The sequence below is a fragment of the Massilia sp. NP310 genome (assembly GCF_019443485.1).
In the GTDB taxonomy this organism is placed as follows: domain Bacteria; phylum Pseudomonadota; class Gammaproteobacteria; order Burkholderiales; family Burkholderiaceae_D; genus Telluria; species Telluria timonae.
Genome location: NZ_CP080379.1, coordinates 1,758,952 through 1,781,660, shown reverse-complemented (window position 1 = coordinate 1,781,660; position 22,709 = coordinate 1,758,952). Strand labels below are relative to the sequence as shown.

Here is a 22,709-nt window from a genome sequence, read left to right as displayed (position 1 = left end):
GAATGGCGGCCCCGGACGGGGCCGCGAGGTTGGATCAGCCGAGCTGGCGGCTGTGGAAGCGCAGATGGTCTTCGACGAAGGTCGAGATGAAGTAATAGCCGTGGTCGTAGCCGGCATGGCGGCGCAGGGTGAGCGGCTGCCCGGCCTTGGCGCAGGCTTGCTCGAAGGCCTCGGGCAACAACTGCTCGACCAGGAATTTGTCGCCCAGGCCCTGGTCGATCAGGATGCCGCCAGGGAAGGGCGCGCCCGTGTGCGATGCCATCAGGGCGCTGGCGTCATATTGCTGCCAGGCGTTTTCGTCGGCGCCGAGGTAGCCGCCGAAGGCCTTCTTGCCCCACGGACAACGGCTCGGCGCGGCGATCGGCGCGAAGGCCGAGACCGAGCGGAACAGGTCGGGGTGCTTGAGCGCCATGGTCAGCGCGCCATGGCCGCCCATCGAGTGGCCGAAGATGCCTACCCGGCCCGGGTCGGCCTGGAAGGTGGCCAGCACCAGCGCATGCAGTTCCAGCAGATAGCTGTGCATGCGGTAGTGGCGCGCCCACGGTTCCTGGGTAGCGTCGAGGTAGAAGCCGGCGCCGGCGCCGAAGTCCCAGCTGTCGCTTTCTCCCGGCACGTTGGCGCCGCGCGGGCTGGTGTCGGGCGCGACCAGGATGATGCCCAGTTCGCTGGCCAGGCGCTGGGCGCCGGCCTTGATCATGAAGGTTTCTTCGGTGCAAGTCAGGCCGGCCAGGTAGAACAGGACCGGCAGCTTCTTCTCGCCCGCCGCCGGCGGCAGGTAGACCGAGAATTTCATCGGCAGCCCGATGGCGGCCGAGTCGTGCTGGTAGAAGCGTTGCACGCCGCCGAAGCAGGCATGTTCATTCAGGAGTTGGGGCATCTTGGGGTCGATTGCAGTTGATGGATGCCGCCAGTATGCCGCTTCCCGCCCCGGCTTGCCAACTAGACCACGCCCAGGGCTCCCAGCAGCGCGCCGAGCGCCAGCATCCACAGCAGGTGCAGGCGGGTGCGCCAGATGACGATGGCGGTGGCCGCCGTCAGCAGCCACAGGGGCCAGTTGTCCATGTGTTCGCCGCCCTTGCCGCCGCCGGTGGCCAGCAGCCAGGCGGTCGACAGCAGCATGGCGATCACCAGCGGCGCCATGCCCTGCTTGAAGGCGCGCACGGCGCGCAGCTCGCGGTTGCGCTGGGCCCACTGCGCGACCTGGTAAGTGAACACGGTGGAGGGCAGCATGATGCCGATCATCGAGATCGCGACGCCGCAGAGCGCGGCCGTCACGCTGCCGGAATTGAGGCCCACGTTCCAGCCGAGCAGGGCCACGAACAGGACGTTGGGCCCGGGCGACGATTGGGCCAGGGCCACCGAGTCGGCGAACTGGGTCTGGCTGAGCCAGCCCTGGCGCTCGACCAGGTAGCGCTGCATCTCGGAGGTGGTCGAGATCGCGCCGCCGAGCGACATCATGGACAGCATCAGGAAATGGACGAACAGGTTCAGCCAGTCATGCCAGCCGAACACCAGGCTGGGCGCGCTCATGGCTTGAGCCCGCGCCAGGCCAGCACGCAGCCGAGGCAGCCGAGCAGGCCGATCACGGCCGCCAGCGGCATGCGGATCCAGGCCAGCAGCACGAAGCCGGCGGCGGCGATCGCGATGCAGGCCGCGAGCGGAATCACGTTTTTAGTCAGCGCGACCGACATGCGCAGGCCGGTGGCGGCGATCAGGCCGGCGGCGACGGCGGCCATGCCGCGCAGGGCGCCCTGCACCTGGGGCTGGGCGGCGAACTGCGCGTAGACCAGGGCCAGGCACAGCACCAGGATGAGCGGCACGGTGAGGATGCCGGCCAGGGCGCTGATGGCGCCGGCCAGGCCGAAATGGCGGCTGCCGATCATCATGGCCAGGTTGCAGACGTTCGGGCCCGGCATGATCTGGGCCACCGACCATTCTTCGATGAATTCCTCGTTGCTCATCCAGCGCTTGCGCTCGACGACTTGCTGCTGGATCACGGCCAGCACCCCGCCGAAGCCCTGCAGGGCGATCAGCGTGAACGACACGAACAGGTCGGTCAGCGAAGTCGGGCGGGGACGATCGGGTTCGGCCGGCGGCGCAGAACGTGGGGACTGGGGGGCGGAAGGCGGTATCGGCAAGGGTAAGGCGCTCATCCGGCGATTATCGCCGCAGGGCCCGTGCCGTGTCCACGCACTACCCGCCGTGGGTAGTGGCTCAGCCGCCGCCGATGCCTTCCATCACGCGGCCGGTGCCGCCGCATTGCGGGCATGGCTTGCCATCGGCCAGCGTGCCGCGGCCGGCGCAGGCGTCGCAGATGTCCTCGCCGGCGCCAGGCGTGCCGGGAGCGGCGTCGTCGCCGGGATTCAGGTCGGGTTGGATGCTCATGGAAATCCTCATGGTTGGTGTGTTGCGGCCGATTGTAGGCAGGATGACGGGCGGGCGGGCGGCGCAGCGCTGGTCGAGGCCACAGGCATCCAGCCAGGGTTTTCGCGGTTCGATACAGGTTTGACATTGACTTCATTCCAGCATCGTCAATACTCGTGGTGCGTCAGCGACATAACCCACCGGAGACCCGCGCCATGAGCCCATACCGTGCCCAGGATATCGACCAACGCCTCTCCGGATCTTCCGAGCTCAGGCGCAACGTACGCGAGCGTGACATCGTGGCGCGCGGCATCGCCACGCTGGGCGAGTGCGGCACCATGCCGGCGCTCGAGTACCTCAAGGCGCATGGCGTGCGCTCGCAGGTGATCGAACGCGTGCTGCTCGAACCGGAACGGCGCCGGGCGCTCGCCTGACCGGATCCGGCGCATCCGCCAGACCACAAAGTTGCCGCGAGATTTATTTGTGGTGCATACTGCGTGCGTCGGGGGCACAACGTGTAACCCCTTGATTTACAGCGGAAACGAGATTGCCTTCCCAATAGGCAAATTGTTGAAAGCCGCACGGGAGGCCGCGTCCAGCGTGTCAAGCCCCCGCTTTTCCACACACTTATTCACAGACTTTGTGGATATCCAAAAAACGCCTTGATTATCCGTGACTTGGCAGCGATTGCTGAGGTCATGCCTGATGTCATCCTTGACAACGCCTTGACGGCGGCGTCGGACGGCCGCATTTTCTTCTTGCGGCCCGTGACTGGATAAATGTACAGTATGGCATTTCCAGATTCCGTCCCATGTCCGCCGTCGCCGATCCGATCGCCAACCTGTCCGCCACCGACGACCCGTTCGCCAGCCTGAACCCCGAGCAGCGGGCAGCGGTCGAGCACGACGTCGGGCTTGACGCGCCGCGTCCGCTGCTGGTGGTGGCCGGCGCCGGTTCCGGCAAGACCAACACCCTGGCGCACCGGGTGGCGCGCCTGATCCAGTCGGGCGCCGATCCGCAGCGCATCCTGCTGCTGACGTTTTCGCGCCGCGCCGCCACCGAGATGACCCAGCGCGCCGGCGGCGTGCTGCACCGGCTGTTCGGGCTCAAGGGCAGCCAGGCGCCGGTCACGCTGCCCTGGGCCGGCACCTTCCACAGCATCGGCGCGCGCCTGCTGCGCGAGTTCGCCGGCCGCATCGGCCTGGATGCCGGGTTCACGATCCACGACCGCGGCGACTCCGAAGACCTGATGGGCATGGTGCGCCACGAGATCGGCCTGAGCCAGCTCGACAAACGCTTTCCGCTGAAAGGCACCTGCCTGTCGATCTATTCGCGCGTGGTCAATGGCCGCGAGCCGCTCGACGCGGTGCTGCAGGCGTTCTTCCCCTGGTGCAGCGAGTGGGAAGCCCAGCTCAAGACCCTGTTCGGCGCCTATGTCGACGCCAAGCAGGAGCAGAACGTGCTCGATTACGACGACCTGCTGCTGTTCTGGGCCGAGATGGCGGCCGACCCGGTGCTGGGGGCGGAGCTCGGCGCGCTGTTCGACCACGTGCTGGTCGACGAATACCAGGACACCAACCGCTTGCAGGCGGCCATCGTCACCGGCATGAAGCCCGACGGTCGCGGCGTGATGGTCGTCGGCGACGATGCGCAATCGATCTATGGCTTTCGCGGCGCCACCGTGCGCAACATCCTCGACTTTCCCGCCCAGTTCTCGCAGCCGGCGCACCTGATCACGCTGGAGCGCAACTACCGTTCCACGCAGCCGATCCTGGACGCGTCGAACGCCGTGATCGGCGCCGCGCTCGAGCGCCACGCCAAGACCCTGTGGACCGACAAGGCGTCGAGCATCAAGCCGCAGCTGGTGTTGATTCCCGACGAAGCCGAGCAGGCGCGCTGGGTCTGCAACCGCATCCTCGAACAGCGCGAGACCGGCGTCGCCCTCAAAAGCCAGGCGGTGCTGTTTCGCGCCGCCAGCCACAGCGCCGCGCTCGAACTCGAACTCATGCGTCGCAACATCCCCTTCGTCAAGTTCGGCGGCCTGAAATTCCTGGAGGCGGCCCACATCAAGGACGTGCTGGCCGTGCTGCGCTTCGCCCAGAACCCGAGCGGACGGCTGGCGGGTTTCCGCGCGCTGCAGCTGATTCCCGGCATCGGCCAGGCGAGCGCCACCCGGCTGGTCGAGGCCGCAGGCAGCAGCGACGATCCGGCGGCGGCACTGGAAGGCTTCGCGGTGCCGGCGCGCTGCAAGACCGACTGGCAGGCATTCTGCGCGCTGTACCGGCGCCTGCGCACGCCCGGCCTGCGCTGGCCGATGGATCTCGAGCTGGCGCGCGAATGGTACCAGCCGCACCTGGAGCGCCTGCACGACGATGCGCAGGTGCGCGCGGCCGACCTCGACCAGCTGGTGGCGCTGTCCGGCGGCTATGGCAACCGCGAGAGCTTCCTGGCCGAGATCACGCTCGATCCGCCCGAGGCCACCAGCGACCGCGCCGGCGCGCCGCTGCTCGACGAAGACTACGTGATTCTGTCCACGATCCACTCGAGCAAGGGGCAGGAGTGGAACACGGTGCACGTATTGAACGTCGTCGACGGCTGCATGCCGTCCGACATGGGCACCGGCAGCCAGGACGACATCGAGGAAGAACGGCGCCTGCTCTACGTGGCCATGACGCGGGCGCGCGAGAACCTGCACCTGGTGGTGCCGAACCGCTTCTTCATCAAGCAGCAGTCGAGCATGGGCGACCGCCATGTGTATGCGACGCGCACGCGCTTCATCACCCCGGTCATGCTCAAGCATTTCGAGGAATGCGCCTGGCTCAGCGCCGATAAGCGCGAGCTGCGCACGCCCATGCCCGACAGCATCCGCATGATGGTGCGCGACCGCGCCCGGAACGCGTGGAAATGACGACAGATGCGGACAAATTGACGACTTATCCCCGGTGCCCCACTTTTGTAGGAGTTTGCCGTATGTGACATGGACGCGCAGAAGTGGTGCACGTGCAAGTGACTGATTTTACGGGGATATTTTTTTGCCTTTTGAACGGGCATTTTGTTGAAACCCGCATCAATGCTGCGCTTGCGACTTGTCAAGTGGCGCTTTTCCACACAGTTATCCACATTTCTTGTGGATAGACCCAAAGATCGAATGAAATCAGGTACTTGGCGTCGTCCCACCGCAGCGCCAGGTCGCGTCCTGGCCGCCCCGGGGATTGTCTGCGTCGGCGTGGGGCCGACCCGGCCATTGGAGGTGCGCCGCGCCGTCAGGCATGGGCTGTCATTGATGATTTGCAAGAAAATTCGCTAATATGTAAGTTATCGAACATACTTGATCGATAACTGCAGTTAACCTGTATCAAGCAATTCCAACAGAGTGGCCGACTTATCGCCCGGCCACGCGAGCTCCGCCGTCCTCGCGACGGCGAGGGCGGTGGGCTCCGCCCGCATGCCGCCTGCCGCGTCCCCATTTTCCAAAGGATCTCGCCTCATGTCATCAGTCACGCCGCCAGCGCACGCCGCCAATCCCGCCAACCCCACCCCTCCCGATACCCGGGAAAGCCGCTTCGTGTTCAAGGTCGCCATCGCCGCGACCATGGGCGCGCTGGCCTTCGGCTATGACACGGGCGTCATTTCGGGCGCCTTGCCGTTCCTTGGCCTGGCGCCCGCGCAGGGTGGTCTCGGCCTGACGCCGGTGACCGAGGGCATCGTCACCTCGTCGCTGGTGTTCGGCGCCGCGCTCGGTTCGCTGATGGCGGGCACGCTGTCGGACAAGTATGGCCGCCGTACGACGCTGATGGGCCTGTCGCTGGTGTTCATGATCGGCGTGCTCGGTTCGGTGCTGGCGCCGTCGGTGGCGGTGCTGGTGGCGATGCGCTTCATCCTCGGCATGGCGGTGGGCGGCGCCTCGTCCACGGTGCCGGTGTTCATTGCCGAGATGGCCGGCCCCAGCCGGCGCGCACGCCTGGTCAGCCAGAACGAGCTGATGATCGTGACCGGCCAGCTGGCGGCCTACGTGCTCAATGCGCTGCTGGCCTACCTGTCCGATTCCCCGCACGTCTGGCGCTACATGCTCGCCATCTCGGCGGTCCCGGCCGTCCTGCTGGGTCTGGGCATGATGCTGGTGCCGAAGTCACCGCGCTGGCTTGCCGGCCAGGGCCGGATGGACGAGGCGCGCGCAGTGCTCGGACAAATCCGCTCGAGCGACAAGCAGATCGAGACCGAGATGGCGGAGATGACCCGGTTGAATACGATCGAGCGCGAGCAGGCGGGCTGGTCGGCCGTGCTCGGCACGCCGTGGATCCGCAAGCTGCTGTGGATCGGCATCGGCCTGGGCTTCACCGCCCAGTTCACCGGGATTAATGCCTTCATGTATTTCACCCCGATCATCCTGACCTCGACGGGCCTCGGCACCAATGCCGCACTGACCGCCACCATCGGCAACGGCGTGGTATCGGTGATCGCGACCTTGATCGGCATCTGGCTGATCGGCAAGCACGGCCGCCGGCCTATGCTGATGACCGGCCTGGGCGGCGTGATCCTGACCCAGGCCGCGCTCGGCATCGTGCTGACGTGGTTCCCGGACGGCCTGGCGCGCAGCTATGCGGCGCTCGCCTGCATCCTGTGCTTCCTGCTGTGCATGCAAATGCTGATCGCGCCGGTCTACTGGCTGCTGATGTCCGAACTGTTCCCGATGCACGTGCGCGGCGTGCTGACCGGCACCGCCGTGGCCTGCCAATGGGTGTTCAACGCCCTGGTCGCCTTGCTGTTCCCGATCGCGCTGGCGCAGTTCGGCAGCGCCACCTTCTTCGTGTTCGCAGCCATCAATATTGCCTCGCTGGCCTTCGTCGCGACCTGCGTGCCGGAAACGCGCGGCAAGTCGCTGGAAGGGCTGGAGCGCCACCTGGAGAAGACGCTGAGCGCAGGCGCCTGAGACGTCAGTCGGTCGAGCGCACCGCGAGCGCGAGCCGCTCGAGCTCGCGCATGAAACGCTCGCAGGCCACGCCCGGCGCCCAAGGCTCCCACGGCCGGCAATCGTAGTAGGCGGCAAGGGGATCCTCGGCCAGCACCCCGGCGCGGATCTTGAGGGTGCGCCGCACCTCCTCGCGCGACCAGCCGGCCACGTGCACGGCCTCGGTGGCCGCGGCCAGGCGGTCGGCGCGCTTGTGCGCCGCATGGCTGCGCGCGTCCCAGGCCGGCAGGCCATAGCGCAGGAATACCATGTGTTCGAGGCGCCTGGTCAGCGCGCGGAAGGCGTCGCCCAGGAAAGGCTTGATCACCGAGATCGCATCGAAGCCGAGCAGGCCTTCCTCGGCGTCGTGCAGCAGTTCGCGCAACTCTTCCAGCGGCGTGATCGCCGGGGCGGCGGCGCGGCGCAGCAGCATCACCGTGATCGAGTGCTGGGCCACCGACAGCGGCAACGGCCAGGCCGAGTGGCCGCCCCAGCGGTAGGTGCGGGCCAGGCCGAGCGCCAGGTCGGCGTCGTCCCAGTCGAAGGGTGTCGGGTCGAGCAGGTCGAGGCGGCGGCCGGATGGCATGCGGACCCAGGCGCGGGTCCGGTCTGGCGTGGACGGGATGGACATGTGGCGATTTTACACACCGGCCCGTCCATTCTCCGCATAATTGACGCAGGCAAACGCCGGACCGGCGCGCCCGCGTAAAGTGGAACGGATGCGCCGGGTCGGATGGCTTGGAGGAGGGGGCGATGGGAGCGGACACGACGATCGATTGCGACCTGCTGGTGGTCGGCGGCGGCATCAATGGCGCCGGCATTGCGCGCGACGCGGCCGGGCGCGGCCTGTCGGTGGTGCTGTGCGAAAAGGACGACCTGGGCGCGCATACCTCGTCCGCCTCCAGCAAGCTGATCCACGGTGGCCTGCGCTATCTCGAATACCGCGAATTCGGCCTGGTGCGCAAGGCGCTGGCCGAACGCGAGACCCTGCTCAGGAGCGCGCCGCACATCATGCGTCCGCTGCGCTTCGTGATGCCGCACGTGGCAGGCGAGCGCCCGGCCTGGCTGATCCGCGCCGGGCTGTTCCTGTATGACCGCCTGGCGCCGCGCGCCTTCCTGCCGGCGTCCAGCGCGATCGAGCTGGCCGGCCACCCCGCCGGCGCGCCGCTCAAGCCCGAGTTCACGCGCGCCTTCGCCTATTCCGACGGCTGGGTCGACGACGCCCGGCTGGTGGTGCTCAACGCCCTCGATGCCCACGAGCGCGGCGCGCGGGTGCTCACCCATGCCGCCTGCGCAGACGTGGTCCGGCGCGCCGCGCACTGGGAGGCCCGCATCGATGGGGGCGGCGCGCCCCTGACCGTGCGCGCGCGCGGCCTGGTCAACGCCGCCGGCCCGTGGGCGGCCCATTTCGCGCGCGGCGCCAACCGGGCGGCGCCGCACCGCGCGCTGCGCCTGGTCAAGGGCAGCCACATCGTCGTGCCGCGCCTGTTCGATCATGGCTGCGCCTACCTGTTCCAGCATGCGGATGGCCGGGTCGTGTTCGCCATTCCGTATGAAGAAGTTTTCACCCTGGTCGGCACCACCGACGTCGATTTCGCGGGCGACCCCGGCGCCGCCGCGATCGGCGAGGGCGAGACGCGCTACCTGTGCGCGCTGGTCAACCGTTACTTCAAGCGCCAGCTGGCCCCGAGCGACGTGGTGTGGAGTTATTCGGGCGTGCGCCCGCTGCTGGACGACGAGGCCGGCAAGGCGGCGGCGATCACGCGCGACTACTTCCTCGAACGCGACGCCAGCGGTCCGCCGCTGCTGTCGGTCTTCGGCGGCAAGATCACCACCTACCGCAAGCTGGCCGAGGAAGCCGTCGACTGGATCGCGCCGCTGCTGGGCGCGACGCCGACGGGAGCATGGACGGCGCGCGCCGTGCTGCCGGGCGGCGACCTGTTCGGGCCGCAGCCCGACAACCGCGGCGTGCTGGAATTCGACCGCTGGGTGGCGGCGCTGCAGCGGCGTGTCGCCTGGCTGCCCAAGCCGCTGGCGCTGCGCTATGCGCGCGCCTACGGCGCCCGGGTGGAGGTGCTGCTGGATCGGTGCGGGATGTTGGCCGATCTCGGTGCGGAAGTCGCCCCTGGCCTGTACGAGGCCGAACTGCGCTACCTGATGGCGCACGAGTGGGCCGCCTGTGCCCAGGATGTCCTGTGGCGCCGGACCAAGCTGGGACTGCACCTGCGGCCGGGCGTGGCGGACAAGATCGATGCCTGGATGGCCGCTGAACGGTCGGCGACGGCCATCCTCTGACGCTCAGCGCACCCGCTTGTACCACGCCCCATCGTCGAACAAGGGCTGGTAGTCGGCCGCGCCCGCTTCGCTCGCCGCCAGTTCGCGGTCGATCCCGAGCACCCCGAACAGGGCCAGGCTGTCGCGGAACAGGCGCAGCACCCGCTGGCGCAGCACCGGGCCGAAGTCGGGCAGGGCGCGGCAGCAGACGATCGCGTGGAACTCGTTGAACGAGCCGTCGGTCACCAGGCAGTATTGCAGCCAGGTGATGCGCTCGCGCAGCCGCGGCAGCAGGCGCGCGCGGCCGTCGCTGACCTCGAAGTAGTCCGCCAGCCGCCCCGTGCCGCCGCTGGCTTCGTAGCCGCGCTGGGCGTCCGCCAGTTGCGAGGCCGGCAGCGTGGCTTCGCGCGCCTCGAACAGCAGTTCGTCGCTGGCCAGGGTCGCGAACACTTCGGTGCGTCCGTACAGCTTTTCCTCGGCCAGCAGCACGGCCAGGGTCCAGGCCTCGCCCACGCCGCCCACCTCGGGCAGCCAGACCTTGGGCAGTGCCGTCGGCCGCAGGCTGTCGGCCAGCGCGCCGCGCTGGCGCCGCGCCCAGTCAGGGCGGTCGAACAGGGCGGCAGGCGGCACCGCCAGCGCGCGCACCACGCCCAGCGCCGCGCCGGGCGCGTGCAGCACCTGTTCCTGCAGCCGCGTGAGATTCGGCAAGGCGTGCAGGCGCGCCAGCTCCTGCAGCCGGCGGCGCAGGATGGCGCGCTCGTGGCTGCGGTAGTCGAGGCCGAAACGCTGGTACAGCGCTTCGAGCAGCAGATCGATCTCGAGCTCCGCCAGGCCGGTGTCGACCGGCACACCAGTCAGGGCATTCACCGCGGCCTCAGTGCAGCCAAACCCGCATCATCGACAGCAGCTGCGCCACGTCGACCGGCTTGGTGATGTAGTCCGAGGCGCCGGCCGCGATGCACTTGTCGCGGTCGCCCTTCATCGCCTTCGCGGTCAGGGTGATGATCGGCAGCGAGCGGAATTTCGGAATGCGGCGGATGGCCCGCATCGTGTCGTAGCCGTCCATCTCGGGCATCATGATGTCCATCAGGACGATCTCGATGCCCGGGTCCTTCTCGAGCACTTCGATGCCGTCGCGGCCGTTCTCGGCGAACAGTACCTGCATCTGCTGGCGCTCCAGCAGCGTCGACAGGGCGAAGATATTGCGCAGGTCGTCGTCGACGATCAGCACCTTGCGTCCGGCCAGGCCCGAGTCGAGGGCGTGGATCTCTTCCAGCATGCGCCGCTGGGTTTCGGGCAGGCTGGCCTGGGAACGGTGCAGGAACAGCGCCGTCTCGTCCAGCAGGCGCTCGGGCGAGCGCGCATCCTTGATCACGATGGTCTTGGCAAAGCGCTTGAGCTTCGTGACCTCCTTGCGGGTGAGCTCCTGGGCGGTGTAGATCACGATCGGCAGGTCGCGCAGGCGTTCGTAGCGGGCGATCTGCTCGAGCAGGTCGAAGCCCGAGATGTCGGGCAGGGTCAGGTCCAGCACCATGCAGTCGAAGTGCGAGGACTGCAGGGCCTCGAGCGCGGCGGCGCCATGGTCGACCGTCACCATATGGATGTCGTTGTTGCCGATCAGGGAAACGATCGCATCGCGCTGGGCCGGATCGTCCTCGACCACCAGCAGGCTGCGCTTGCCGCCCATCAGGAATTTCTGGATGCGCTTGAATTCCTCGTTCAGCGCCTCGCGCTCGACCGGCTTGTTGATGTACGAGATGGCGCCCTGGCGCAGCGCGCGTTCGCGCTCGCGCAGCGACGACATGACGTGCACCGGGATGTGGCGCGTGCTCGGGTCGCGTTTCAGGCGGTCGAGCACCGTGAAGCCGTCGATGTCCGGCAGGTCCAGGTCGAGCAGGATCGCCGACGGCAGGTAGTCGCGCGCCAGCGACAGGGTCGAATCGCCGCGGTGGGTCACGATCGCCTTGAAGTTTTTCTCGCGGGCGAATTCGAGCACCACCTTGGCGAAGCGCTCGTCGTCCTCGACGATCAGCACCGACGGGTCGCCCGGCGTCACCAGGCCGCGGTCGTCCAGCACGCTCGCGTACTCGACCACGGCGCCGCTCGGGTCGAGCAGGTCCGCCGTCAGCTCGAGGGTCGAGACTTCGCTGTTTTCCTGCAGCACCGGCACCAGCGGGGCCGGGACGTTCAACGGCGGCGCCAGGCGCGCCGGCTGCGGTTGGCGCGCCTGTTCATAGTTGATGAAGCCGGCGCGGTTGTACGGCAGGTAGAGCGTGAACACCGACCCGACGTTGACCGTCGACTCGACCCGGATTTCGCCGCCCAGCAGGCGCGCCAGTTCGCGCGAAATCGACAGGCCGAGACCCGTGCCGCCATACTTGCGGGCGGTCGAGCCGTCGGCCTGCTGGAAGGCTTCGAAGATCAGCTGCAGCTTGTCGGCGGGGATGCCCACGCCGGTGTCGTACACCGAAAACGCCAGCACCGCGTCGGCATGCTCGAGGTTCGGGTGATCCGCCGTCCAGCCGCTGGTCACCAGGCTGATGCCCAGCGAGACCTGGCCATGGCTGGTGAACTTGAAGGCGTTCGACAACAGGTTCTTCAGCACCTGCTGCAGGCGCGTGGTGTCGGTCATCACGGCCGTCGGCAGGTTCTCGGCCAGCTCGACCTGGAAGCCCAGATGCTTGGCCTCGGCCATGTGGCGGAAGGTGCGGTCGACGTAGTTGCGCAGGTTCGAGAAGCGGTATTCCGACACGTCCAGCGTGACGGTGCCCGATTCGATCTTGGACAGGTCGAGAATGTCGTTAATCAGGGTCAGCAAGTCCGAACCCGACCCGTAGATCGTCTTCGCGAACTCCACCTGCTTGCCCGACAGATTGCCTTCCGGGTTGTCGGACAGCTGCTGGGCCAGGATCAGCAGCGAATTCAGTGGCGTCCTCAATTCGTGCGACATATTGGCCAGGAATTCCGACTTGTACTTCGAGGACAGCGCCAGCTGGGTCGCTTTTTCTTCCAGCGCCAGCTTGGCCTGCTCCACCTCGCGGTTCTTGCGTTCCACCTCGATGTTCTGCTCGGACAGCAGGCGCGCTTTCTCGCCCAGCTCCTGGTTCGTCTGCTGCAGTTCCTGCGCCAGCGACTGCGACTGGGTCAGCAGCGACTCGGTGCGGCTGTTGGCCTCGATCGTGTTCAGGACCACGCCGATCGATTCCATCAGCTGGTCGAGGAAGGACAGGTGGGTTTCGGTGAAGCGGTCGAGCGAGGCGATCTCGATGACGGCCTTGACCTGCTGCTCGAACAGGATCGGCAGCACCACGATATTGTTCGGCGGCGCCGAGCCCAGGCCCGAGGACACCACGATGTAGTCGCGCGGGACGTCGGTCAGCCAGATGCGGGTCTTCTCCAGCGCGCACTGGCCCACCAGGCCTTCGCCCGGCAGGAAGGAAGTCGGCAGCTTGCGGCTCGAGCGGTAGCCGTAGCTCGCGATCATGCGCAACCTGGCGTCGGTCTCTTGCGAGTCCATCATGTAGAACACGCCGTGGTGGGCCGAGACCAGCGGCGCCAGCTCCGAGAGGATCAGCTTGGTCACCGCCTGCAGGTCGCGCTGGCCCTGCAGCAAGCGCGTGAAGCGGGCCAGGTTGGTCTTGAGCCAATCCTGCTGCGCGTTCTTCTGCGTGGTCTCCTTCAGGTTGCGGATCATCTCGTTGATGTTGTCCTTCAGGTAGGACACCTCGCCGCGCGCTTCCACTTGAATGGAGCGCGACAGGTCGCCGCGCGTCACCGCCGTCGCCACCTCACCGATCGCGCGCATCTGGTTGGTGAGGTTCGCCGCCAGCTGGTTGACGTTTTCCGTCAAGTCCTTCCAGGTGCCGGCCACGCCCGACACGTTCGCCTGGCCGCCGAGCTTACCTTCGGTGCCGACCTCGCGCGCCACCCGGGTCACCTCCGAGGCGAACGAGGACAACTGGTCCACCATGACGTTGATGGTGTCCTTCAGCTCGAGAATCTCGCCCTTCACGTCCACGGTGATCTTCTTGGACAGGTCGCCGCGCGCCACAGCGGTGGTCACCGCCGCGATATTGCGCACCTGGCCGGTCAGGTTGGAGGCCATGAAGTTGACGTTGTCGGTCAAGTCCTTCCAGGTGCCGCCGACGCCCGGCACGTAGGCCTGGCCGCCCAGTTTACCTTCGGTGCCGACCTCGCGCGCCACCCGCGTGACCTCGGAAGCGAACGACGACAGCTGGTCGACCATCACGTTAATCGTGTTCTTCAGTTCCTGGATCTCGCCCTTGACGTCCACCGTGATCTTCTTGGACAGGTCGCCGTTCGCCACGGCGGTGGTCACTTCCGCGATATTACGCACCTGGGCGGTCAGGTTGCCCGCCATCGAGTTCACGCCGTCGGTCAAGTCCTTCCAGGTGCCGGCCACGCCCGGCACGTTGGCCTGGCCGCCGAGCTTACCTTCGGTGCCGACCTCGCGCGCCACCCGCGTCACCTCGGACGCGAAGGAGTTCAGCTGGTCGACCATCACGTTGATGGTGTTCTTCAGCTCCAGAATTTCGCCTTTGACGTCCACCGTGATCTTCTTGGACAGGTCGCCGTTCGCCACCGCGGTGGTCACGTCGGCGATGTTACGCACCTGGCCGGTCAGGTTGCCCGCCATCGAGTTGACCGAGTCGGTCAAGTCCTTCCAGGTGCCGGCCACGCCTTTCACCACCGCCTGGCCGCCGAGTTTCCCCTCAGTGCCGACCTCGCGCGCCACCCGCGTCACCTCGGAGGCGAACGAGGACAGTTGGTCGACCATCACGTTGATGGTGTTCTTCAGCTCGAGAATCTCACCCTTCACGTCCACGGTAATTTTCTTGGACAGGTCGCCGTTCGCCACCGCGGTGGTCACCGCCGCGATATTGCGCACCTGGCCCGTCAGGTTCGAGGCCATGAAGTTGACGTTGTCGGTCAAGTCCTTCCAGGTGCCGGCCACGCCCGGCACATAGGCCTGGCCGCCGAGTTTACCCTCGGTGCCGACCTCGCGCGCCACCCGCGTCACTTCGGAGGCGAAGGAACGCAGCTGGTCCACCATCACGTTGATGGTGTCCTTCAGTTGCAGGATCTCGCCGCGCACGTCGACCGTGATCTTCTTGGACAGGTCGCCGTTGGCCACCGCGGTGGTCACTTCCGCGATATTACGCACCTGCGAGGTCAGGTTGCCGGCCATCGAGTTGACCGAGTCGGTCAAGTCCTTCCAGGTGCCGGCCACGCCCTTGACTTGCGCCTGGCCGCCCAGCTTGCCCTCGGTGCCGACCTCGCGCGCCACGCGCGTGACTTCGGACGAGAACGAGGACAGCTGCTCGACCATGGTGTTGGCCGTCATCGCCGCGCGCAGGTACTGGCCCTTGAGTGGATGGCCGTCGACTTCGAGGGCCATGGTCTGGGACAGGTCGCCTTTCGCCACCGCGCCGATCACGCGCGCCATCTCGGTGGTGGGGCGCACCAGGTCGTCGATCAGGGTGTTGACCGAGCTGATCATGGTGCTCCAGCCGCCCACCACGCCCGGCAGGTCGGCGCGCTGGGTCAGGTGGCCTTCGCGGCCGACCACCCGCGAGACTTCCGTGACGGTCTCGACCATCTTTTGCTTGGTCTCGATGATGTCGTTCAGGGTATCGGCGATCTTGCCGGACACGCCGGTCCAGTCGTCAGGCATGCGCACCGAGAAATCGCCTTTTTTCAGGGCCATCAATGTGGTGAGCAGCAGCTTGACGTCCAACTGTTCGCCCATATCGGTCATGGTGTTCATCGCCTGGATCCTCGTCCTGAAAGGAAGTCTGTCGGTTAGCCGGTTGAGCCGGCAAGAGTGTCGTTTTTACACACGCACGAGATACGATTCTATAGATCTAAGTCAAACCGCGAAACGGTATCTCGGCTAGTAAATACTTGCTAATCTGAAATTTGTTACAGGTAATTCGGCGGAGGGTAGCCGATTCCCCTCTAGTAGGGCGCACGATTGCAACTTTGTTGTGGTTAATGCACGACAACATGCATGTGAGATAGAAGTAAATATCTTGATTGTTAATTTCTGTGAATTTGTGAGCGGGGTGAACCATCTAGCATAGGGGTGTTACATCAAACTTTGCCCCATGATTGACACTGCCTTATTACTCGAGCTGATGCAGGCCAAGGATGCTTCCAAATGGAGCGCGTCCTTGTTCACCATTGCGCGGGGGCTGGGTTTCGACCAGGTGCTGTTTGGCGTCGTCAATTCGCGCCATACCCGTTTCGAGTCGGCTTTCTTGCGCAGTAATTATTCCGCAGACTGGCGCGATCGCTACGACCGCAACGGCTTCGCCTATGTCGATCCGACCGTCGCCCATTGCCTGTCGAGCACGATCCCGATCGTGTGGGAGCCGGGCACGTTCGCCTCCGGCCCACAACAGGCCGGGCTCTACGAAGAGGCCAGCGCCCACGGCATCCGCAGCGGCGCGACCTTGCCGGTGCACGGGCCGCAGGGCGAGTTCGGGGTGATCAGTTTCGCGTCCGATGCGCGGCCCGACGCCGACGCCCGGCGCGCCATGACCGAGGCGCTGCCGATGCTGTCGCTGGTGCGCGACTACGCTTTCATTTCTTCCGGGCGCTTCCGCGAGGAGGAGACGCGGCCTGAGGAGGCGCCGCGCCTGACGCGGCGCGAGCTGGAAGTGTTGCAGTGGGTGATGGCGGGCAAGTCGTCGTGGGAGGTCGCACGCATCACGGGCTGTTCCGAAGCCACCGTCAATTTTCACCTGGCGAATGTGCGTCAAAAATTTGACGTCAACACTCGCCAGCAGGCGGTGGTCAAGGCCATCGCCCTGGGGCTCATCACCCCTGAAGATCACCATCGCTGAGTTTGCCGTTCATGTACATGCGCAGAAGAATCGACACAGGCGCCGGGATCGCGAGACCGGTTTCAAAGCGGCTGCCGCTGGACTGGGTGACGCCGAAGCGGCCCCAGAATTTTTCCTGGCTTTCGCGCTTCGTGATGCGCAGCCGACGCAGTTCGTGCGGCGCCAGGCGTGCCGTGCCGGCGGCCTGGACCAGCTGGTTGGCCTGCAGTTCGGCTGCCAGTGCGTCGCACATCAGATCGTTTGCCATGGTCGTTCCTTTCGGGGTAGTGAATCGAATAATTCGGAAACTGCGTCGTTTCCAAAAGTATTGCACTGCCGATATTGCTCGCCACCTATCAATGCTGATAGTACCCAGCCTACCCGATTTGCATAACGCTTTAATGCGTAGTGCATATTTCTTGAACCGATTTTCTCAACGAGGAGGGGGTTGGCAATGAGCATGCAAATCACGATCGCGCCACGCCGCGCATTCGCATCGAAAGAGTTGTGGGAAATGCATACGCTGCGCGCGAAGGTATTCCGCGGGCGGCTGGGATGGGAAGTGCCGGTGCTGTCCGGCATGGAGATCGATGGTTACGACGCGCTCGAACCGCGTTACATGCTGATGCGCGACGGCGAGACGCTGCGCGGCTGCTGGCGCCTGCTGCCGACCGAAGGGCCGTACATGCTCAAGGATTCCTTCCCCCAGCTGCTCGACGGCCAGGAGCCGCCCAGCGACCCGCACATCTGGGAGCTGTCGCGCTTCGCGCTCGAGACCGAGGGCGCCGGCGGCTACGGCTTCTCGGAGATGACGATGGAGTCGATCGAGGCCATCATCCGCCACGCTCACGAGCGCGGCCTGTCGCGCTACGTCACCGTCACCACCACCGCGATCGAGCGCATGCTGCGCCGGGCCGGCGTGGTCACCACCCGCATCGGGTCGCCGCAGGCGGTCGGGATCGAGACCGCGGTCGCGCTCTACGTGGAGATCGAGCCGACCTGGGAAGCGCTGTTCGCCAGGCGGCTGGCCTCCTGAGCCGGTTTCAGGCCGCGTGCTCGCCCAGTTGTCGCAGCAGGAAGGTATAGGTCAGCGCCACCATGCGCGCGGTCTGGGCGTTGTCGGCGGCGCCGGCATGGCCGCCCTCGGTGTTTTCCCAGTACAGCACGTCGTGTCCCTGGTCCAGCATGCGCGCCGCCATCTTGCGCGCATGCGCCGGATGGACGCGGTCGTCGCGGGTCGAGGTGGTGAACAGCACGCGCGGGTAGCGCTGGCCGGGCCGCACGTTGTGGTACGGCGAGTAGCGGGCCAGGTAGGCCCAGTCCTCGGCATCGTCCGGGTCGCCGTACTCGCCCATCCACGAGGCGCCGGCCAGCAGCAGGTGGTAGCGCCGCATGTCCAGCAGCGGCACCTGGCACACCACGGCGCCGAACAGGTCGGGACGCTGGGTCAGCGCCGCGCCGACCAGCAGGCCGCCATTGCTGCCGCCCATGATGCCCAGCTGGCGCGGCGTGGCGACGCCGCGCGCCACCAGGTCTTCGCCGACGGCGATGAAGTCGTCGAAAGCGCGCTGGCGGTGCTGGCGCAGGGCCGCCTGGTGCCAGCGCGGGCCGAACTCGCCGCCGCCGCGGATATTGGCCAGCACATAGGTGCCACCCTGTTCGAGCCAGGCGGCGCCGGTCATGCCGCTGTAGAAGGGCTTGAGCGAGACCTCGAAGCCGCCGTAGCCGTACAGGAGGGTCGGACCGGAGGCGCCGGCGCCGCTGCCGCTGGGGGCGACGACGAAGTAGGGCACGAGGGTGCCGTCGCTGGAGGTCGCCGTGTGCTGGCTCACCTCGTACGGCCCGGCGTCGAAGAAGGCGGGCATCGCCTTGAGCGGCTCGCGCGCGTCGCTGCCGCTGCGCATCAGGTACAAGGTGGTCGGATGCAGGAAATCGGTCACGGTCAGGAAGTAGTCGTCCGAGTGGTCCGAGTCCAGGGCCGACACGCCCAGCGAACCGATGCCGGGCACGGCGACCTCGCGCCGGATCCAGCGCCCGTCTTCGCGCCGCAATTCGACGATGCGGTTCTTGACGTTGTCGAGCACCGTCAGCAGCAGGCTGCTGCGGGTGGCCGCCACGCCGTCCAGCGAGGTCATTGGTGTCGGCGTGAACAGCACCTCGAAGGCGCGGCTGCCCGCCACGAAGGCGTCGAAGCCGGTCGCCAGCAGGGCGCCCTGGGGGTAGGTCACGCCGTCGATGGTCCAGTCCGAGCGCAGCTCGATCACGAGCTGGTCGCGCAGGGCGAAGGCGCTGGCGTCGAGCGGCTTGTCGATCCTGAGCAGCCGGTCGCCGCGCCGCCAGAACAGTTCGCTCGTATAGAAATCGATCTGGCGCAGCACGAAGGCGCGCTCCCAGCCGGGGCTGTTGTCCTGGTAGCCGGACGCCGCCATGTCGCCAGGGGCCGCCTCGTACACGGTGGTGGCCGCCGCCAGCGGCGTGCCGCGCTTCCATTCCTTGACGATGCGCGGATAGCCCGATTCGCTCAGGCTGCCGGGGCCGAAGTCGGTGCCGACGAACAGGGTGTCGCGGTCGATCCAGGACACGTCGCTCTTCGCCTCGGGCAGGGTGAAGCCGTCGGCCACGAAGCCGGGCAGCGTCAGGTCGAACTCGCGCACCACCCTGGCGTCGCCGCCGCCGCGCGACAGCAGGACCAGGCAGCGCGCGGCGTCGGGCTCGAGCCAGGACACGCCGGCCCAGACCCAGTTTTCATTCTCCGTGCGCGCCAGCGCATCGAGGTCGAGCACCGTTTCCCAGTCAGGGGCGCTGTTGCGGTACTCGTCGAGCGTGGTGCGGCGCCAGACGCCGCGCACGTGGGTCGCGTCGCGCCAGAAGTTGTAGCACCAGCCGCCATGCACGCCGACGTAGGGAATCTTGGCGCTCGAATCGAGGATGCCCGTCAAGCGCTCGCAGAGCGGCGCGAAGCGCGGATCGGCCTGCAGCTCGGCTTCGGTGGCCGCGTTGCGCGCGTCGACCCAGGCGCGGGCTTCGTCGGTGTCGATCTGTTCCAGCCACAGCCAGGGATCGTCGTGGTGTTGCATGCTGTCCTCATCAGTATCACGCCGGCGCGGCGCGCCGATATACTAGCAATTTTACGTGGCGGGCACCGCCCGCCAGGGGAAGCATGAAGCGCTTGACCATGCCAGGAATCGACGCCATCGAAGCGGCTTGCGTGCGCCTGGGCCGGCCGTTGGTGCTGTGGGGCGGCGGCGTCGCGCTGGCGCTGGCGGTCGGCCTGCTGCTGCATGCGGTCGCCGACGCCTCGATCGAGGAAGAGGCGCGCGGCCGCTTCGGAAACGCGGCGCAGGCGGCGCGCGAACGGATCGACGCGTCGCTCGCCTCGTATGGCCGCGCGGTGCGTTCGCTGGCGGCCCTGCATGCGGCGGGCGACGGCAACGCCGTGCCCGACCGGGCGTCGTTCCACCGTTATGTCGCCGCGCTCGACATCGCGCGCAACTATCCGGCCATCGAAGGGGTGACGTATGCCGCCCACGTGCCCGAAGCCCAGCGCGAGCGCTTCGTCGCCGCGGTGCGCGCCGATCGCAGCGTCGACGCCCGCGGCTACCCGGACTTCGCGATTTTTCCCGCCGGGCGCCGTCCCTGGTACGAGGTGATCGCCTACCAGTATCCGGTCGACCAGCCCAGCCGCCGGCTCGGCTTCGACATGGCCGGCAGGCCGGCCGTCGCCCGCGCCCTGGAGCAGGCGCGCGACAACGGCGGCATCAGCGCCTCGGGGCAGCCGGTGTTCCTGCGCGACCCCACGCCGCACTATGCCCTCGGCATGCGCATGCCGGTCTATCGCGGCGGCGTGACCCCGCCGAGCCTCGAAGGGCGGCGCGCGGCCTATCTGGGTTCGTTCGGCATCGCCTTTTCGGTGCCGGCGCTGGTCGACAATGCGCTCGCCGCATCGGCCGGGGCGCCGCCGTCGGTCAGCGTGTATGGCGCGAATCGCGATGCCGGAGGGGGCGAGTTGCTGCTGCACGGGCCCGACGTGCGGCGCACGCCGTTCGACCCGGGCGACTACTTCACGACCGTGCTGGACGTGGATTTCGCCGGCAGCCGGTGGACGGCGCATTTCGCCACGCCCAAGCGCGCCATGCTCCATGGCGCCGATCTCTGGATGCCGGTGGCGGCGCTGGCCTTCGGCTTCGCCGCGACCCTGCTGGTATACGGACTGTTCCTGGCCCAGTACCGCTCGCGCCGCGCCGCCGACGAGCAGCGCCTGCTGCTCGACACGGTGCTCGACAACCTGGACGCCGAGGTCTACCTGAAGGACGCGCTGCGCCGCATCCGCTACCTCAATGCCAAGGGCGCCTCGCGCCTCGGGCGGCCGGCGGCGGAGCTGATCGGCCGGCGCGATGTCGAGGCCATGGACCGCGCCCTGGCCGACGCCGCCTGGGAGCTGGATCGCGCGGTGCTGCACGACGGCCGCAGCAGCAGCGCCCAGGTGGCGCAGTCGGCGCCGGGCGGCGCGGCGCGCCAGCTGTGGACGGTGCGGGTGCCGATGCAGGTCGACGAGGAGCCGGCGGTGCTGTGCGTGGCGACCGACGTCACCGAGCTGCACCGCCTGAAGGCGCGCGCCGACGCCGCCAGCAAGGCCAAGAGCGACTTCCTGTCGAACATGAGCCACGAGATCCGCACCCCGATGAACAGCATCATCGGCATGACCCACCTGGCGCTGCAGGCCGCGCCCGACGCGCGCCAGCGCGACTACCTCGAAAAGATCTACCACTCGGGCCAGCACCTGCTGGGCATCATCAACGACATCCTCGATTTCTCCAAGATCGAGGCCGGCATGCTGGAACTGTCGCGCGTGTGCTTCATGCTCGACGCCCTGCTGCGCAACGTCGAGGCCCAGCTGGGCACCGCGGCCGTGGCCAAGGGCGTGGGCTTCGACATCGAGATCGATCCGGTCCTGATGCGGCCCCTGTGCGGCGACTCGCTGCGGCTGGAACAGGTGCTGCTCAATTTCGCCGGCAATGCCGTCAAATTCTCCGAGCGCGGCCGGATCACGCTGCGCGCGCGCCTGGCGCGCGCCTTCGGCCCTGAAGTGCTGGTGCGCTTCGAGGTCGAAGACCGCGGCATCGGCATCGACGCCGCCGCGCTGCCCCACCTGTTCACGCCGTTCCAGCAGGCCGACCAGTCGGCCACCCGGCGCCATGGCGGCACCGGCCTGGGCCTGGCCATCAGCCGCCAGCTGGCCGAGCTGATGGGCGGCGAGGTCGGGGTGTCCAGCATCCTGGGCGAGGGCAGCACCTTCTGGTTCACGGCGCGCCTGGCCCTGGACGATGCCGCCGGCGGGCGAGCGGGGACCATGCTCGGAGCCGGCCTGGGCGCCGCGCCGGCCGCGGCCCAGGCGCGCCTGGACGACTGCGCGGTGCTGCTGGTGGAGGACAATCCCTTCAACCAGCAGGTCGCGCGCGAGTTGCTGGAACAGTCCGGCGCCGCGGTCGAGGTGGCGAACAACGGCGAGGAGGCGCTGGCGGCGATGGCGGTCAAACGCTTCGATTGCGTGCTGATGGACGTACAGATGCCGGTGATGGACGGGCTGGAAGCGACCCGCCGCATCCGCCGCGATCCCGCCTTGCGTGACACCCTGGTGGTGGCGATGACGGCCAATGCCGGCGTCGACGACCGCGCGCGCTGCCTGGCCGCCGGCATGAACGAATTCCTGGCCAAGCCGGTGGTGCCGGAACTGCTGGCCGCCACCATCGCGCGCTGCCTGGGCCGCGCCACGGCGCCGGTGGCCGACGTCGCGATCGCGAGGGCGCCAGGATCCGTCAGCGGCGCGGGGCCGGGCGGGCAGGGAGAAGTGCTCGACCTGGCCAGCCTGGCCAACACGGCCGGCGGCGACACCGAACGGATGCGTAAATATGTGTTCCTGTTCCTCGATACCGCGCGCGAGAACCTGGCCGGGATCGAGACCGCCCTGGCCGGGGGCGACCTGACCCATACCGCAAGCCTGGCGCACCAGCTCAAGTCGGCGGCGCGCGCGATCGGCGCCGCCAGCTTCGGCGCCATCTGCGAAGACCTGGAGGCGCAACCGAAGCGGGCGCCGCGCATGGGCGCGGCCGGCACCGCCCAGGCCAGGGCGCTGGCGGCGCGCCTGCGCGCACTATTGATCCGGATCGAACGCGAAGTCTCGACCCAGTTCGGCAGCCGGGACGGCGAGGTGCGCTGAGCGCGCAAGCGCCCGCGGGCCTACCGCGAGCGGACCAAACACGGTATGCTGTGGACCC

16 protein-coding genes are annotated in these 22,709 nt (G+C 67.5%); 7 read left to right on the top strand and 9 right to left on the bottom strand.

All coding sequences use genetic code 11. The features are described 5' to 3' along the window. Positions 1 to 34: 34 nt before the first annotated feature. From fghA to KY496_RS07710, 4 genes are all read right to left on the bottom strand, one after another. Positions 35 to 877 carry an S-formylglutathione hydrolase gene (fghA, locus tag KY496_RS07725; RefSeq protein WP_184238713.1) on the bottom strand — a complete coding sequence of 281 codons (843 nt, stop codon included), beginning with the start codon at positions 875 to 877 and terminating at the stop codon, positions 35 to 37. Positions 878 to 939: 62 nt separating this feature from the next. Continuing rightward, positions 940 to 1,530 carry a chromate transporter gene (locus KY496_RS07720; RefSeq protein WP_184238715.1) on the bottom strand — a complete coding sequence of 197 codons (591 nt, stop codon included), beginning with the start codon at positions 1,528 to 1,530 and terminating at the stop codon, positions 940 to 942. Beyond that, complete coding sequence (locus tag KY496_RS07715; RefSeq protein WP_184238718.1) at positions 1,527 to 2,153, bottom strand: chromate transporter; 627 nt, start codon at positions 2,151 to 2,153, stop codon at positions 1,527 to 1,529. Before KY496_RS07715 ends, KY496_RS07720 begins: the two co-directional genes overlap by 4 nt. Positions 2,154 to 2,214: 61 nt before the next feature. Continuing rightward, entirely contained in the window at positions 2,215 to 2,385 is a 171-nt protein-coding gene (locus KY496_RS07710; RefSeq protein WP_005667305.1) for a hypothetical protein, read from the bottom strand. A 194-nt stretch (positions 2,386 to 2,579) separates the two neighbouring features. Here KY496_RS07710 and KY496_RS07705 point away from each other — a divergent pair, with 194 nt between their 5' ends. The 3 genes from KY496_RS07705 (at position 2,580) to KY496_RS07695 (ending at position 7,294) form a co-directional block, all read left to right on the top strand. Next, entirely contained in the window at positions 2,580 to 2,798 is a 219-nt protein-coding gene (locus KY496_RS07705) for a hypothetical protein (RefSeq protein WP_184238722.1), read from the top strand. A 377-nt stretch (positions 2,799 to 3,175) separates the two neighbouring features. Beyond that, positions 3,176 to 5,272: an ATP-dependent helicase gene (locus KY496_RS07700; protein WP_219864396.1), complete on the top strand. Its 2,097-nt coding sequence runs from the start codon at positions 3,176 to 3,178 to the stop codon at positions 5,270 to 5,272. Between the two features lie 579 nt (positions 5,273 to 5,851). Continuing rightward, positions 5,852 to 7,294 carry a sugar porter family MFS transporter gene (locus KY496_RS07695; RefSeq protein WP_219864395.1) on the top strand — a complete coding sequence of 481 codons (1,443 nt, stop codon included), beginning with the start codon at positions 5,852 to 5,854 and terminating at the stop codon, positions 7,292 to 7,294. 4 nt (positions 7,295 to 7,298) lie between these two features. On the opposite strand, the gene KY496_RS07690 is transcribed toward KY496_RS07695, so the two are convergent. Further along, entirely contained in the window at positions 7,299 to 7,943 is a 645-nt protein-coding gene (locus KY496_RS07690; protein ID WP_005667310.1) for a hypothetical protein, read from the bottom strand. A 122-nt stretch (positions 7,944 to 8,065) separates the two neighbouring features. On the opposite strand from KY496_RS07690, the gene glpD reads away from it, so the two are divergent. Then, positions 8,066 to 9,607, top strand: a complete 1,542-nt coding sequence (glpD, locus tag KY496_RS07685) for a glycerol-3-phosphate dehydrogenase (RefSeq protein ID WP_219864394.1) — start codon at positions 8,066 to 8,068, stop codon at positions 9,605 to 9,607. Between the two features lie 3 nt (positions 9,608 to 9,610). Here the strand turns inward: glpD and KY496_RS07680 are convergent, their stop codons facing one another. Then, positions 9,611 to 10,453: a CheR family methyltransferase gene (locus KY496_RS07680; protein WP_219864393.1), complete on the bottom strand. Its 843-nt coding sequence runs from the start codon at positions 10,451 to 10,453 to the stop codon at positions 9,611 to 9,613. 7 nt (positions 10,454 to 10,460) lie between these two features. Then, the gene (locus KY496_RS07675; protein ID WP_071362389.1) at positions 10,461 to 15,374 is read right to left on the bottom strand and encodes a response regulator; all 4,914 of its coding nucleotides are present in this window, start codon (positions 15,372 to 15,374) and stop codon (positions 10,461 to 10,463) included. A 340-nt stretch (positions 15,375 to 15,714) separates the two neighbouring features. Here KY496_RS07675 and KY496_RS07670 point away from each other — a divergent pair, with 340 nt between their 5' ends. Further along, positions 15,715 to 16,455 carry a LuxR family transcriptional regulator gene (locus KY496_RS07670; RefSeq protein ID WP_219864392.1) on the top strand — a complete coding sequence of 247 codons (741 nt, stop codon included), beginning with the start codon at positions 15,715 to 15,717 and terminating at the stop codon, positions 16,453 to 16,455. On the opposite strand, the gene KY496_RS07665 is transcribed toward KY496_RS07670, so the two are convergent. Further along, positions 16,430 to 16,702, bottom strand: coding sequence for a DNA-binding transcriptional regulator (locus KY496_RS07665; protein ID WP_005667319.1), 273 nt, complete (start codon positions 16,700 to 16,702; stop codon positions 16,430 to 16,432). The genes KY496_RS07670 and KY496_RS07665 overlap by 26 nt on opposite strands. 186 nt (positions 16,703 to 16,888) lie before the next feature. On the opposite strand from KY496_RS07665, the gene KY496_RS07660 reads away from it, so the two are divergent. Continuing rightward, complete coding sequence (locus KY496_RS07660) at positions 16,889 to 17,470, top strand: acyl-homoserine-lactone synthase (RefSeq protein ID WP_219864391.1); 582 nt, start codon at positions 16,889 to 16,891, stop codon at positions 17,468 to 17,470. Between the two features lie 7 nt (positions 17,471 to 17,477). Here the strand turns inward: KY496_RS07660 and KY496_RS07655 are convergent, their stop codons facing one another. Continuing rightward, positions 17,478 to 19,550 carry a prolyl oligopeptidase family protein gene (locus tag KY496_RS07655; RefSeq protein ID WP_267877523.1) on the bottom strand — a complete coding sequence of 691 codons (2,073 nt, stop codon included), beginning with the start codon at positions 19,548 to 19,550 and terminating at the stop codon, positions 17,478 to 17,480. Between the two features lie 44 nt (positions 19,551 to 19,594). Here KY496_RS07655 and KY496_RS07650 point away from each other — a divergent pair, with 44 nt between their 5' ends. After that, positions 19,595 to 22,651: a CHASE domain-containing protein gene (locus KY496_RS07650; RefSeq protein ID WP_229520461.1), complete on the top strand. Its 3,057-nt coding sequence runs from the start codon at positions 19,595 to 19,597 to the stop codon at positions 22,649 to 22,651. Positions 22,652 to 22,709: the final 58 nt, after the last annotated feature.